Source organism: Kitasatospora griseola (assembly GCF_044999035.1).
Taxonomy (GTDB): Bacteria; Actinomycetota; Actinomycetes; order Streptomycetales; family Streptomycetaceae; genus Kitasatospora; species Kitasatospora griseola.
Genome location: NZ_CP173360.1, coordinates 3,975,752 through 3,990,488 on the forward strand (window position 1 = coordinate 3,975,752; position 14,737 = coordinate 3,990,488).

Consider the following 14,737-nt stretch of genomic DNA (forward strand, 5'->3'; position numbering starts at 1 on the left):
GCGGCGGGTGGAGCGGTGACGCGGACGGGGCAATACGGACGACATTCTGTGATCTTCGCGGCGCCAATTGAATCCACGGTAAACACCGCATGGCCGGGAGGAAAGCTGAGTCCGTCACCCCTGTGGCGGTTACCGGACGGCCCCGTCCGCCCGGCGACCGCCCGGCTCAGCGGCCTGCCGAGGGCTCCCAGCGGTACATCAGGTCCACCTCGTGGACGGCGAAGCCCAGGCGCTCGTACACCCGGACGGCCGCCGCGTTGTCCGCGTCCACGTACAGCATCACGGTGGGCAGCCCGCGCTCCAGGATCAGGTGCCGCAGGCCCGCTGCGGTCAGCGCCTTGCCCAGGCCGCCGCCCTGTTCCGCCGGATCCACGCCGACCACGTAGACCTCGCCCAGGCCGTCCGGCTGGATCTTCGTCCAGTGGTAGCCGACCAGCCTGCCGTCCCGTTCGGCCAGGAAGAAGCCCTTCGGGTCGAACCACGGCTCGGCCATCCGCTCCGCCAGGTCCTGCTCGGTCCACGAGCCCTGCTCCGGGTGGTGCGCGAACGCCAGCGCGTTGAGCGCCAGCCAGGCCTGCTCGTCCCGGCCCGGCTCGAAGGTCCGCAGCTCGACGCCGGCCGGCATCGCCACCGGCTCCGGCGCCTCGGCGGTGCGCCGCATCTGCCGCAACTCCCGCACCAGCACCGCACCGTGGACTTCGGCGAGGTGCCGGGCGGCCGGCAGGCCACCGTGCGCCCAGAAGTTCAGCTCGCCGTCCGCACCGTCCAGCACCGCGTGCACCAGGGACCCGCCCAGGCCCCGGCCGCGCTCGGGCGGGGCCACCGTCAGCTCGACCGTTCCCGGGTGCTCGCCCTCGACCTGGGCGTATCCCGTGACCCGGCCGTCCGCCAGCTGCACCAGGTGCCGCACGCCCGGACGGGGGCGGTCCGGGCGGATGCGCAGTCGGCCCGCCTCCGAGACCGCCTCCCGGCCGTCCGTCCGGGCCGCCTCCGCCAGCAACTCCCGCACCGCCTCGGCCTGCTCCGCCGTCAGCACCTCGACGCGTTCGACCCGGCTCCCACCTGACGTGTTCTCAGCAGTCTGCATACTGCCGAGCGTACGTCCTCCGACCTGCTTTCAGGAGGCCGTAGTGCCGGTGCCCGCCACGGGCCAGGCCGCCATCGCCAGTTCGGCCGTCGCCGTCAGCTCCGCCGTGTCCGCGCCGTCCCGGGAGCGCTGCGACATGCCTTGCAGGACGGCACCGAAGTAGCGCGCCAACGCGGTCGGATCCGCGTCGGCCGTCAGCTCCCCGAGCCGCTTCGCGGTGGACAGCCGCTCCTCGAAGCCGGCCAGGTTCGCCGCCCGCAGGTCCCGCAGGAACACCGCCACCTCGTCGTCCTGGGCGGCGACGTTGGCGGCCGCGCTGATCACCAGGCAGCCCGCCGGGTGCGCCGGATCCGAGTAGACCCGCGCCGCTTCCCGCAGGATCCGGACGAACGCCGCCCGGATGGTCGGCTCCTCCGCGAACGCCACCCCCACGAACTCGCCCGCCGGGGACTGCTGGTACGCCCGCACCACCTCGCGGAACAGCGACTCCTTGTCGCCGAACGCCGCGTAGAGGCTGCCCGGCTTGATCCCCATCGCCCCGGTCAGCTCGCCCACCGAGGTCGCCTGGTAGCCCCGCTCCCAGAACAGCCTGGTCGCCGCCGTCAGCACCGCCGCCCGGTCGAAGGCCGGCGGACGGCCCCGCCTCGCACCTGCAGTCGTCGTCATGGCACCCATTTTAGAGCGATCACTCAAGAAAGTGCGTCGACCCGTGCTACGTTCTTTCTTGAACGGTCACTCAATAACTGAGAGATGGGTCAACCACCATGTCTGCACGCGCACTTGACGGCAAGATCGCCCTGGTCACCGGCGCCTCCCGCGGCATCGGCCGCGGCATCGCCGAACGCCTCGCCCAGGACGGCGCCACCGTCGCCCTCGGCTACGCCCGCGACCACGACGCCGCCACCAGCGTGCTGAAGAAGATCCACGCCGACGGCGGCCGCGCCTTCCTGGTCCACGCCCCCCTCGGCAGCCACGGCGACGCCGCCCGTCTCTGGGACGCCTTCGACCGGGCCGGCCGCGAGTACACCCCCGACGGCAAGCTCGACATCCTGGTCAACAACGCCGGCATCGGCCGCAGCTCCGCCCTCGCCGAGCTCACCGAGGCCGAGTTCGACGAGGTCTTCGCGGTCAACGTCCGCGCCCCGTTCTTCCTCACCCAGCAGGCCCTGCCCCGGCTCCGCGACGGCGGGCGCATCATCAACATCTCCAGCGGCGTCGCCCGGATCGCCATGCCCGAGATCATCGCCTACAACGCCACCAAGGGCGCCCTCGACAACTTCACCCTCAACCTCGCCGCTCAGCTCGGCCCCCGCGGCATCACCGCCAACTCCGTCCGCCCCGGCATCGTCGACACCGACGTCAACGCCTCCTGGCTCCGCGACAACCCGGCCGCCCAGGCCCACGCCGCCGGCCTCTCCGCCCTCGGCCGAGTCGGCCGACCGGACGACATCGCCGACATCGTCGCCTTCCTCGCCACCCCCGACTCCCGCTGGATCACCGGCCAGACCATCGACGCCACCGGCGGCTCCCACCTCTGACCTCCGGGCACCCTGATCCGCTCCGGCCCGATTCCCCGAAAGCCCGGGAACGCGAAAAAGCCCCCCGCCGTAAAGGCGGGGGGCTTTCCCTGAATAATTGTTCGGCGGCGTCCTACTCTCCCACAGGGTCCCCCCTGCAGTACCATCGGCGCTGTGAGGCTTAGCTTCCGGGTTCGGAATGTAACCGGGCGTTTCCCTCACGCTATGACCACCGAAACACTATGAAACTGTCGAACCGGAACCCGCACACCCCACAAGAGCGGGGCGGGATTCTGTTCGTGGTTTCAGAACCAACACAGTGGACGCGAGCAACTGAGGACAAGCCCTCGGCCTATTAGTACCGGTCAACTCCACCCCTCACAGGGCTTCCATATCCGGCCTATCAACCCAGTCGTCTACTGGGAGCCTTACCCTCTCAAGGAGGTGGGAGTGCTCATCTCGAAGCAGGCTTCCCGCTTAGATGCTTTCAGCGGTTATCCCTCCCGAACGTAGCCAACCAGCCATGCCCTTGGCAGGACAACTGGCACACCAGAGGTTCGTCCGTCCCGGTCCTCTCGTACTAGGGACAGCCCTTCTCAACACTCCTACGCGCACAGCGGATAGGGACCGAACTGTCTCACGACGTTCTAAACCCAGCTCGCGTACCGCTTTAATGGGCGAACAGCCCAACCCTTGGGACCTACTCCAGCCCCAGGATGCGACGAGCCGACATCGAGGTGCCAAACCATCCCGTCGATATGGACTCTTGGGGAAGATCAGCCTGTTATCCCCGGGGTACCTTTTATCCGTTGAGCGACGGCGCTTCCACAAGCCACCGCCGGATCACTAGTCCCTACTTTCGTACCTGCTCGACCCGTCAGTCTCACAGTCAAGCTCCCTTGTGCACTTACACTCAACACCTGATTGCCAACCAGGCTGAGGGAACCTTTGGGCGCCTCCGTTACTCTTTAGGAGGCAACCGCCCCAGTTAAACTACCCACCAGACACTGTCCCTGATCCGGATCACGGACCCAGGTTAGACATCCAGCACGACCAGAGTGGTATTTCAACGGCGACTCCACCATGACTGGCGTCACGGCTTCAAAGTCTCCCACCTATCCTACACAAGCCGAACCGAACACCAATATCAAGCTATAGTAAAGGTCCCGGGGTCTTTCCGTCCTGCTGCGCGAAACGAGCATCTTTACTCGTAATGCAATTTCACCGGGCCTGTGGTTGAGACAGTCGAGAAGTCGTTACGCCATTCGTGCAGGTCGGAACTTACCCGACAAGGAATTTCGCTACCTTAGGATGGTTATAGTTACCACCGCCGTTTACTGGCGCTTAAGTTCTCAGCTTCGCCCGACCGAAATCGGACTAACCGGTCCCCTTAACGTTCCAGCACCGGGCAGGCGTCAGTCCGTATACATCGCCTTACGGCTTCGCACGGACCTGTGTTTTTAGTAAACAGTCGCTTCTCGCTGGTCTCTGCGGCCACCACCAGCTCAGGGAGCAAGTCCCATCACCAGCAATGGCCCCCCTTCTCCCGAAGTTACGGGGGCATTTTGCCGAGTTCCTTAACCACAGTTCACCCGAACGCCTCGGTATTCTCTACCTGACCACCTGAGTCGGTTTGGGGTACGGGCCGCCATGAAACTCGCTAGAGGCTTTTCTCGACAGCATAGGATCATCCACTTCACCACAATCGGCTCGGCATCAGGTCTCAGACTATGTGTTGCGCGGATTTGCCTACGCAACGTCCTACACCCTTACCCCGGGACTACCACCGCCCGGGCTGGACTACCTTCCTGCGTCACCCCATCGCTCACCTACTACCCCGTTGGGTCACCGGCTCCACCACGTCCCATTGTCCGAAGACTCCGGGCCGGCTTCACGGGCTTAGCATCAAGAGGTTCAGCGTTGGCGCTTCAAAGCGGGTACGGGAATATCAACCCGTTGTCCATCGACTACGCCTGTCGGCCTCGCCTTAGGTCCCGACTTACCCTGGGCAGATCAGCTTGACCCAGGAACCCTTGGTCAATCGGCGCAAGAGTTTCCCACTCTTGTATCGCTACTCATGCCTGCATTCTCACTCGTGAACCGTCCACAACTCGATTCCTCGGCTGCTTCACCCGGCACACGACGCTCCCCTACCCATCACAGCCTCCGTTGGGAGTATTGCTGCAATGACACGACTTCGGTGATGTGCTTGAGCCCCGCTACATTGTCGGCGCGGAATCACTTGACCAGTGAGCTATTACGCACTCTTTCAAGGGTGGCTGCTTCTAAGCCAACCTCCTGGTTGTCTCTGCGACTCCACATCCTTTCCCACTTAGCACACGCTTAGGGACCTTAGTCGGTGTTCTGGGCTGTTTCCCTCTCGACCATGGAGCTTATCCCCCACAGTCTCACTGCCGTGCTCTCACTTACCGGCATTCGGAGTTTGGCTAAGGTCAGTAACCCGGTGAGGCCCATCGCCTATCCAGTGCTCTACCTCCGGCAAGAAACACACGACGCTGCACCTAAATGCATTTCGGGGAGAACCAGCTATCACGGAGTTTGATTGGCCTTTCACCCCTAACCACAGGTCATCCCCCAGGTTTTCAACCCTGGTGGGTTCGGTCCTCCACACGGTCTTACCCGCGCTTCAACCTGCCCATGGCTAGATCACTCCGCTTCGGGTCTTGGGCATGCAACTCTGGCGCCCTGTTCGGACTCGCTTTCGCTACGGCTACCCCACACGGGTTAACCTCGCTACACACCGCAAACTCGCAGGCTCATTCTTCAAAAGGCACGCAGTCACAGCCCGAAGGCTGCCCCCACGGCTTGTAGGCACACGGTTTCAGGTACTATTTCACTCCGCTCCCGCGGTACTTTTCACCATTCCCTCACGGTACTATCCGCTATCGGTCACCAGGGAATATTTAGGCTTAGCGGGTGGTCCCGCCAGATTCACACGGGATTTCTCGGGCCCCGTGCTACTTGGGAGAAGCTCAAGCGAGCCGTACAGATTTCGTCTACGGGGGTCTTACCCTCTACGCCGGACCTTTCGCATGTCCTTCGACTACCCATACGGTTTCTGACTCGCCCAGCCGCCGGCAGACGACTGAAGAACTTTCCCACAACCCCAACATGGCAACCCCTGCCGGGTCTCACACCATGCCGGTTTGGCCTCATCCGGTTTCGCTCGCCACTACTCCCGGAATCACGGTTGTTTTCTCTTCCTGCGGGTACTGAGATGTTTCACTTCCCCGCGTTCCCTCCACACTGCCTATGTGTTCAGCAGCGGGTGACAGCCCATGACGACTGCCGGGTTTCCCCATTCGGACACCCCCGGATCAAAGCTCGGTTGACAGCTCCCCGGGGCCTATCGCGGCCTCCCACGTCCTTCATCGGTTCCTGGTGCCAAGGCATCCACCGTGCGCCCTTAAAAACTTGGCCACAGATGCTCGCGTCCACTGTGCAGTTCTCAAACAACGACCAGACACCCAAACTCGGCAACCCTTGCGGGCGCCTCGCATGAGGCCGGCATCCCAGAAGAAACGATCACTCGTTCCCTCAGGACCCAACAACGTGCCCGACACACCCGACTCCGAACCCGCGTTCCACACCCCGAGGGGCAGTACTTGCGGTCATCACCGTGTGTGCCGAATAGTCAACGTTCCACCCATGAGCAACCAATCCGAGACGTTCGCTCGGATCTGGCTATGTGCTCCTTAGAAAGGAGGTGATCCAGCCGCACCTTCCGGTACGGCTACCTTGTTACGACTTCGTCCCAATCGCTGGTCCCACCTTCGACGGCTCCTCCCCTTACGGGTTAGGCCACCGGCTTCGGGTGTTACCGACTTTCGTGACGTGACGGGCGGTGTGTACAAGGCCCGGGAACGTATTCACCGCAGCATGCTGATCTGCGATTACTAGCAACTCCAACTTCATGGGGTCGAGTTGCAGACCCCAATCCGAACTGAGACCGGCTTTTTGGGATTCGCTCCGCCTCACGGCATCGCAGCCCTTTGTACCGGCCATTGTAGCACGTGTGCAGCCCAAGACATAAGGGGCATGATGATTTGACGTCGTCCCCACCTTCCTCCGAGTTGACCCCGGCAGTCTCCTGTGAGTCCCCGACATTACTCGCTGGCAACACAGAACAAGGGTTGCGCTCGTTGCGGGACTTAACCCAACATCTCACGACACGAGCTGACGACAACCATGCACCACCTGTACACCGACCACAAGGGGGCTGATATCTCTACCAGTTTCCGGTGTATGTCAAGCCTTGGTAAGGTTCTTCGCGTTGCGTCGAATTAAGCCACATGCTCCGCTGCTTGTGCGGGCCCCCGTCAATTCCTTTGAGTTTTAGCCTTGCGGCCGTACTCCCCAGGCGGGGAACTTAATGCGTTAGCTGCGGCACCGACGACGTGGAATGTCGCCAACACCTAGTTCCCAACGTTTACGGCGTGGACTACCAGGGTATCTAATCCTGTTCGCTCCCCACGCTTTCGCTCCTCAGCGTCAGTAATGGCCCAGAGATCCGCCTTCGCCACCGGTGTTCCTCCTGATATCTGCGCATTTCACCGCTACACCAGGAATTCCGATCTCCCCTACCACACTCTAGCCTGCCCGTATCGAATGCAGACCCGGGGTTAAGCCCCGGGCTTTCACATCCGACGCGACAGGCCGCCTACGAGCTCTTTACGCCCAATAATTCCGGACAACGCTCGCACCCTACGTATTACCGCGGCTGCTGGCACGTAGTTAGCCGGTGCTTCTTCTGCAGGTACCGTCACTTGCGCTTCTTCCCTGCTGAAAGAGGTTTACAACCCGAAGGCCGTCATCCCTCACGCGGCGTCGCTGCATCAGGCTTTCGCCCATTGTGCAATATTCCCCACTGCTGCCTCCCGTAGGAGTCTGGGCCGTGTCTCAGTCCCAGTGTGGCCGGTCGCCCTCTCAGGCCGGCTACCCGTCGTCGCCTTGGTAGGCCATTACCCCACCAACAAGCTGATAGGCCGCGGGATCATCCTGCACCGCCGGAGCTTTCCACCCACTCCCATGCAGGAGCAGGTCATATCCGGTATTAGACCTCGTTTCCAAGGCTTGTCCCAGAGTGCAGGGCAGATTTCCCACGTGTTACTCACCCGTTCGCCACTGATCCACCCCGAAGGGCTTCACCGTTCGACTTGCATGTGTTAAGCACGCCGCCAGCGTTCGTCCTGAGCCAGGATCAAACTCTCCGTGAATGCTTCCACGAAAGAGCGGCACAGCAACCACCGGAATAAGGCGGCCCTGCGCACTGCGTCCTCGCTAGTGATACTTCATAAAGGAATCTCCAACCGATCCATAAGGATCGGCCGGGGATGTCAACATATCTGGCGTTGACTTTTGGCACGCTGTTGAGTTCTCAAGGAACGGACACTTCCTTCAGGCGGCCTTCCGACCGGCCCTCCGGGCGCTTCGTTCTTTCGTGTTTCCAGCTTATCAGATGTTTTCCGCTCCGTTTTCCGGAGTTTCGATCCGACTTGCTGTTCGTCTTCCCGACCTGACGGCCCGTCCGACGTTTCAAACTCTAGCCGATCCCCGCTCCGAAAAGCGAATCCGCCGCAATCTCCGAAAACGCGCACAGCAAATACGAACGGAGACGCGAAAAGGACGCGACCCGGCACGGATCAACTGGGTGGTTCTTGGGGATTGGCCGCCCCGGGACCGTCCACGCAGACACGTGCTCGGTGCTCCCTGTCAGGCAACTCGAAGAACTCTACACACTTGCGGGCTCGGGTTCAAGGGCCACCTGGAAGACCAGCACGGCGACGTCGTCGTCGTGTTCCGCGGTGACGCCGAGGGCGCGGAGCAGGCGGGCGCAGACGATGTCGGGGGCGGCGACGGGGCCGGTGAGGGTGCGGGCGAGGTGGTCGATGCCCTGGTCGATGTCCTGGTCGCGGCGTTCGACCAGGCCGTCGGTGTAGAGGACGCCGGTGGTGCCGGGGAGCAGGCGGAGGGTGTGGGAGAGGTGGCCGGCGCCGCCGGTGCCGAGGGGTGGGCCGTTCTGTTCCTCGCCGTGCAGGACGGTGCCGTCGGGGGCGCGGAGCAGGAGGGGGAGGTGGCCGGCGGAGGCGTAGACGAGGGTGGTGGTGGCGGGGTCCCAGACGGCGTAGGTGCAGGTGGCGATCTGGTTGGCGTCGATCTCCATGGCGAGGCCGTCGAGCAGGGTCATCACTTCGTGCGGCGGGAGATCGAGGCGGGCGTAGGCGCGGACGGCGGTGCGGAGCTGGCCCATGACGGCAGCGGCGCGAAGTCCGCGGCCCATGACGTCGCCGATGACGAGGGCGGTGCGTCCGCCGCCGAGGGCGATGACGTCGTACCAGTCGCCGCCCACGGCAGCGTCGGCTCCGCCGGGCAGGTAGGTGGCGGCGACGTGGAGGTCGGCGGGCTGTTCGAGTTTCTGCGGGAGCAGGCTGTGCTGGAGGGTGACGGCGGCTTCGCGTTGACGGCGTTCGGCGTCCCGGAGACGGCCGGCGGCCTGGACCTGGTCGGTGACTTCGGTGGCGAAGATCAGGACGCCGGTGGGGGTGGTGTGTTCGTCGGGGCCGAGCGGGACGCAGGCGATGTTGTAGTAGCGGTTGCCGCCGAGGCCGAGGATGCAGCGGGATTTGACGCTGCGAGGGCGGCCGCTGCGCAGGACCTGGTCGAGCAGGGGGAGTACGCCGAGCGCGGTGAGTTCGGGGAGGGCTTCGGCGGCGGGGCGGCCGGGGGTGCGGGTGCCGAACAGGTCGCGGTAGGCGCGGTTGGCGTAGCCGAGCAAGTGGTGGGGGCCGTGGGTGAGGGCGACGGGGGCGGGGAGGCGGCGCAGGACGTCGCGGAGGTCGTAGAGCTGTTCGGGGTCGCGGGCGTCGGGGCCGGAGGTGGCGGGGTCGCGCTGGCCGGGGACGGTGACGGGTTCGTCCGCGACGGCGGGGGCGGTCCGCCGAGCGGCTCCGGTGAGCCGGGCGCTCCAGCGCATGAGGTTCAACGTCGGCCGCTTCCTCGGGGAAGTGATGTGGGGGTGCTGCCTGCTTACGGGTCGATTCCGATGCGATCATCACATTGCGTACACATGACGGCACGTGGCGTGATGGGTCGATCCTGTCAGGCTCCGGGGTGATTCCGGAAGTCGGGCCCCCGGTACGGCGCGTTCCGACAGGTGTGCGCCGGGGGTGCGCTTCGGTACGGCCGGCGTGGGGTGCCGGAGCCGGTCGGCGGTCGGGGCCGGTCAGTTGCCGGAGCCGTTGGTGAACCCGGACTCGAACCCCGACTCGAACTCGGCGCGGGGGTGCTCGATGGTGCCGAGCGAGACCACCTCGCGCGGGAACAGTCCGCCGAACAGCCAGTCCATCAGGACCCGGACCCGGCGCTCCCGGCTGGGCAGGCGGCGCAGCTGGCGGGCCCGGTGCAGCCACCAGGCGCGCCGGCCGGTGAGGCGGGCGCCGCGCCTGGTGTGGGCGACGGCCCGGCGCAGGCCGAGCGAGGTGGAGCAGGCGGGGTCGCCCGGCCGGTAGGCGGTGAGGGGCTGGCCGGCCAGTTCGGCGGCCAGGTTCTCGGCGAGCAGCTTGGCCTGGGCGAGGGCGTGCTGGGCGTTGGGGGCGCAGGGTTGGCCGCCCTGGTCGGGGACGGCGGTGCAGTCGCCGGCGGCCCAGGCGTCGGCGAGGGGGGTGCCGTCGGGGTTGGCGATCCGGAGGGTGGGCAGGCAGGTGATCCGGCCGGCGTGGTCCAGCGGGAGGTCGGTGAGGGCGAGGACGGGGGCGGGGCGGATTCCGGCCGTCCAGACCAGGGTGCGTGCGGCGAACCGGCCGCCGTCGGAGAGCACCATGACCTGGTCCACGGCGGATTCCAGGGTGGTGGAGAGCCGGACGTCGATGTTGCGTTCGCGCAGTTCGGCGAGGGTGTGGGTGGCGAGTTCGGGGATCTCCTCGCTGAGGATGCGGTCGGTGGCCTCGACCAGGACCCAGCGCAGGTCGTCGGGGGTGAGGTTGTGGAAGCCCTTGGTGGCGGTGCGGGCCATGTCCTCGAGTTCGGCGAGGGCGCCGACGCCCGCGTAGCCGGCGCCGACGAAGACGAAGGTGAGGGCGGCCTGGCGGAGTGCGGGGTCGCGGGTGGAGGAGGCGAGGTCGAGCTGTTCCAGGACGTGGTTGCGCAGGGCGACGGCCTCGCCGACGGTGGCGAAGCCCATGCCGTGCTCGGCGAGGCCGGGAACGGGGGCGGTGCGGGAGATCGCGCCGGGGGCCATCACCAGGACGTCGTAGGGGACTTCGGTGGGCAGCCGGAGTTCGCCGCGCGGGGCGGCGTCCACCCAGGCGGTGCGGGCGGCGTGGTCGATCCTGGTGACGCGGGCGGTGAGCACCCGGCAGTCGGGGAGCGCGGTGCGCAGCGGGACGACCACGTGCCGGGGGTCGATGGAGCCGGCGGCGACCTCGGCCAGCAGTGGCTGGAAGGTGAGGTACGGCTGGGGTTCGACGATCGTGAGGTCGATCCGACGGTCCCTCAACCGGGGTCGCAGCAGCTGCTGGAGGCGCAGCGCGGCGCTCAGTCCGGCGCAGCCGCCGCCGATGATCAGGATCCGAATGGGGCACCTCCGGCCGACCCTCGGGCTGTGACCCGTTTCACGTTCCCCCTATGACGCACCGGGTGGAGGGGTCTTGTCCACAGTCCGGGCCGGATCGGTCCGAATCCGCTCGGCGGAAGGGCGGTTGACGGGTGGGCGGGCGGGTCCGGCGGTCCGGGTGGGTGTGGTTTTGTCCGGACTCGGGGCGGGATCGGCCCGTTCGGGTCGACGGGTGGTCCACTTCTGCGGCGAACTTCCTTGAACTATGGTCGGATTGTGGTTCGGACCGCCGATGGTGCCGGTCCATGTACCTGCGAGCCCGGTGGCATCGGTGCGACTGCCCGGGAGCCATCCGGGGAAGGTAGTGCGCGGACGTCGGACCGACCGGTGTCGACAGCGCACACCAGGGGGCGCAGTGACCGTTCGGGTGCCCGGGACGGGGTGCCTCGGGGGAGGTTGGCATGTCGGAGCAGGAGCAGTTGGCCGAGCGGTCGCCGGGTGCGGCGTTCGGAAGGTCCCCCGTGGACGTGGTGCCGGAGCAGCGCGGCCCGGGCGACCGGGAGCGTTTCGCGTTCCCGCAGGGTGAGCGCCCGGGCGAGGCCGGCCGGGGCGCGGGTTCGCGGCTGCGGGTGGACGCGCGCCGGAATCTGGAGAGCGTGCTGCGGGCCGCGCGCGAGGTGTTCGGCGAACTCGGTTACGGGGCGCCGATGGAGGAGGTCGCCCGGCGGGCCGGGGTGGGTGTCGGCACGGTGTACCGGCGCTTCCCCAGCAAGGAGGTGCTGGTCCAGCGGATCGCCGCCGAGGAGGTGTCCTGGCTGACGGCGCAGGCCCGGGATTCGCTGTACGGCGGGCTGAACGGGCCGTGGGACGCGTTGGCCGGGTTCCTGCAGCGGGCCGCCGCCTCGGGCGCGGGCCGGCTGCTGCCGCCGGAGGCGTTCCGGTACGCGGAGGAGATCGGCCGGGTGCCGGAGCAGCGTGGCGCCGAGCTGCGGGCGTTCGCCGGGGCGCCGGTGGCCGAGGGCGAGCAGAGCGCGGATCCGCGGCTGCTGCTGCAGCTGGTGGCGGCGCTGGTGGCCCGGGCGGGTGCGGCGGGCGAGTTGCGGCCGGGGGTGACGGTGTCCGACGTGGTGCTGGTGCTGACGGCGGCGGTGCCGGTGCACGCGTCGGCGGCGTTCGCGGCCGAGGACGGCGGTGAGGGCAGTGCCGGGAGCCGGCTGCTGCAGATCCTGTTGCAGGGGCTGCGCTCGGTCTGAACCGGTCGTGCGGGGAGGGCCGTTGGCGGACGGTCGGGCGGGGCGGCCCGGCCGGTGGCCGGTGGCGCACCGTTCGGGTGACGGGAGCCGCCGGGCGCGCAGTGTCGGGCGGACGGCGCACGGAACTGTCCGGGTACGCGCGGCACTTGCGCCGTCGTGTCCCCGAACACCTCGGCGAGCGGCGGCACGGAAGAGTGGGTCCCGGTCCGGGCGGCTACCGGTGGTCGCTGCGCTATGCCATTCTTTGCCCGTGGTTGGAGCCATTGTCCCGTTGCGTACCGTGATCGCCGTCGACTTCGAGGAGCGGCCCGTGTCGCGTGCCGTGCGACAGGGCGGTGCCAGGTGAGTCCGGAGGAGCAGGGCGAGGCCGGGGAGTTCGGTTCCGGGCTGGGTGCACAGGTCCCGGACCAGAGCGGAAGCCCCGCCCGGGAGTCGCTGACCGGCCGGGTGCCGGGCCAGGCGCCCGCCGGGCAGGGCGGGGTGCTGCCGGAGGCGTTCCTTCCCGAGGAGCTCGCGGTGCGCGCCACGGTGCCTCCGCCGGCCGATCCGGTGGACGGTGAACGCCCGGCCTCGGACGCCGAGTTGACCGCTCTGGTGCGGGCCGGCGACGACACCGCGTACGAGGAGATCTACCGTCGGCACGCGGACGCGGTGCGCCGCTACGCCCGGACGTGCTGCCAGGACAGCTTCACCGCCGAGGACCTCGCGGGCGAGGTGTTCGCCCGCACCCTGCAGGCGTTGAAGGCGGGCAAGGGGCCGGAGTTCGCGGTCCGCGCCTACCTTCTGACGGCGGTGCGCAATGTCGCGGCGACCTGGACGCGGTCGGACCGTCGCGAGCAGCTGGTGGACGACTTCTCCACCTTCGCCGAGGGGTCCGCCGCCACGATCGAGTTCGACCTGGCCGACCCGGGTGCGGACGCCTGGGCGCTGGCGCTGGCCGATCAGCGCATGGTGATGCGGGCGTACGCGGAACTCCCGGAGGACGACCGGGTGGTGCTCTGGCACACCGAGGTCGAGCGGGAGTCGCCGAAGACGGTGGCGGTGATGCTGGGCAAGACCGCCAACGCGACGGCCGTGCAGGCCCACCGGGCCCGGGACCGGCTGGCCGCGGCGTTCCTGCAGGCGCACGTGTCGGGCAGTCAGGAGTCGGGCTGCGCCGGGTACGCGAACCGGCTGGGTGCGTACGCCCGGGGGTCGCTGCGCAAGCGGGCCTCGGCGGAGGTCGGCAAGCACGTCCAGGACTGCACCCGGTGTACGGCCGCGTACCTGGAGCTGGCCGACATCAACCACAGTCTGCGGGCGGTGCTGCCCGGCGGTGCGCTGCTGTGGGTCGGCGCGGGCTGGTTCACGGCCGCGGCGGCCGCGGTCGGCACCGGGGTCGCCGTCACGGGTGCAGTGGCCGGTGGGACGGCCGTGGCGGGCGGCTCGTCCGGTGGCGGCGGGGCGGCCGCGGCTGCCGGGAAGGGCGTCGGCACGGCCGGGAAGGCCGGGATCGCCGCGGGCATCGCGGTGGCCGCGGCGGCCGTCGCCGCGTTCGCGCTCACCGGTTCGCCCGAGCCGAAGCCGCCGGTGGCCGCGCCGCCGGCGCCGATCAGCGCGGTGCCGGACGCCCCGACGCCGGTGCCGCCGCCGGCCGGCCCGGTGCCGGCGCCCTCGTCGGCCCCGTCGCAGGTGCCGTCGCCGTCGCGGACCCCGGGTCCGACGCCGAAGGCCGGCTCGTCGCCGTCGCAGTCGCAGTCGCCGAGCCCGGCCCCGCCCGCGGCGCCGGTCGCCACGACGCCCCGGGCGCCCGACCCGGAGCCGCCGGCCTCGACGCCGCCGCCGAGCCCGACGCCCTCGCCGAGCCCGACCGTCACCGCGGTCAGCCGGTTCTGGTTGGAGAAGCTGCCGACGGACCGCGGGCACGCTCCGGCGGACACGCCGACCATCCGCGGCGCCGGGTTCGCGCTGCAGCGGCCCGGCGCGTGGATGCGGGGCGACTACTACCGGCACGTACTGGCGGTGCAGGTGCCGTCGCGGGTGACCATCGACCTGAACCGCACCTGTCAGTCGTTCGACGCCGTCGCCGGACTGGACGACTTCGGGCCGACCTTCGGCCGGGCGGTCTTCTCGGTGCAGGGCGACAACGGTGAAGTGCTGTGGAGTTCCGGCGAGTTGTCCGCGGACGACAAGCCCGTCCCGGTGCACGCGTCGCTGGACGGCCAGCACTCGATCCGGCTGGTGGTCACGGCGGCCCACGGCTCCGGCCCGGTGCTCGACCTGGCGGACTGGGCCCAGGCCGGCCTCACCTGCTGACGGCCGGGCCGGC

At 67.9% G+C, this 14,737-nt stretch carries 6 protein-coding genes, 3 rRNA genes and 1 pseudogene; 3 read left to right on the forward strand and 7 right to left on the reverse strand.

Features of this window, described 5'->3' with window-relative positions:
• Positions 1 to 166: 166 nt before the first annotated feature.
• Together mshD and ACI1MP_RS17840 are read right to left on the reverse strand one after the other, a co-directional pair.
• Complete coding sequence (gene mshD / locus ACI1MP_RS17835; protein ID WP_380339656.1) at positions 167 to 1,087, reverse strand: mycothiol synthase; 921 nt, start codon at positions 1,085 to 1,087, stop codon at positions 167 to 169.
• 30 nt (positions 1,088 to 1,117) lie between these two features.
• A complete protein-coding gene (locus tag ACI1MP_RS17840; RefSeq protein ID WP_380339653.1) occupies positions 1,118 to 1,753 on the reverse strand; it encodes a TetR/AcrR family transcriptional regulator in 636 nt (211 codons plus the stop codon).
• Positions 1,754 to 1,851: 98 nt separating this feature from the next.
• On the opposite strand from ACI1MP_RS17840, the gene ACI1MP_RS17845 reads away from it, so the two are divergent.
• On the forward strand, positions 1,852 to 2,625 hold the full coding sequence (locus ACI1MP_RS17845) for an SDR family oxidoreductase (protein ID WP_380339650.1): 774 nt from the start codon (positions 1,852 to 1,854) through the stop codon (positions 2,623 to 2,625).
• A gap of 99 nt (positions 2,626 to 2,724) precedes the next feature.
• Here ACI1MP_RS17845 and rrf read toward each other — a convergent pair.
• The 5 genes and pseudogenes from rrf to ACI1MP_RS17870 all read right to left on the reverse strand — a co-directional run bounded on the left by rrf (position 2,725) and on the right by ACI1MP_RS17870 (position 11,134).
• Positions 2,725 to 2,841 (reverse strand): 5S ribosomal RNA (rrf, locus tag ACI1MP_RS17850).
• 98 nt (positions 2,842 to 2,939) lie between these two features.
• A 23S ribosomal RNA gene (locus tag ACI1MP_RS17855) occupies positions 2,940 to 6,045 on the reverse strand.
• Between the two features lie 279 nt (positions 6,046 to 6,324).
• Positions 6,325 to 7,841, reverse strand: a 16S ribosomal RNA gene (locus ACI1MP_RS17860).
• Together the 16S, 23S and 5S rRNA genes form the textbook arrangement of a ribosomal RNA operon.
• Before the next feature lie 548 nt (positions 7,842 to 8,389).
• Positions 8,390 to 9,607 (reverse strand): annotated as a pseudogene (locus tag ACI1MP_RS17865) (PP2C family protein-serine/threonine phosphatase); the annotation flags it as partial.
• 240 nt (positions 9,608 to 9,847) lie between these two features.
• The gene (locus ACI1MP_RS17870) at positions 9,848 to 11,134 is read right to left on the reverse strand and encodes an NAD(P)/FAD-dependent oxidoreductase (RefSeq protein WP_404870806.1); all 1,287 of its coding nucleotides are present in this window, start codon (positions 11,132 to 11,134) and stop codon (positions 9,848 to 9,850) included.
• Between the two features lie 503 nt (positions 11,135 to 11,637).
• Between ACI1MP_RS17870 and ACI1MP_RS17875 the strand changes: the two genes are divergently transcribed.
• A complete protein-coding gene (locus ACI1MP_RS17875) occupies positions 11,638 to 12,429 on the forward strand; it encodes a TetR/AcrR family transcriptional regulator (protein WP_380344470.1) in 792 nt (263 codons plus the stop codon).
• 342 nt (positions 12,430 to 12,771) lie between these two features.
• The gene (locus tag ACI1MP_RS17880) at positions 12,772 to 14,724 is read left to right on the forward strand and encodes a sigma-70 family RNA polymerase sigma factor (RefSeq protein ID WP_404869011.1); all 1,953 of its coding nucleotides are present in this window, start codon (positions 12,772 to 12,774) and stop codon (positions 14,722 to 14,724) included.
• Positions 14,725 to 14,737: the final 13 nt, after the last annotated feature.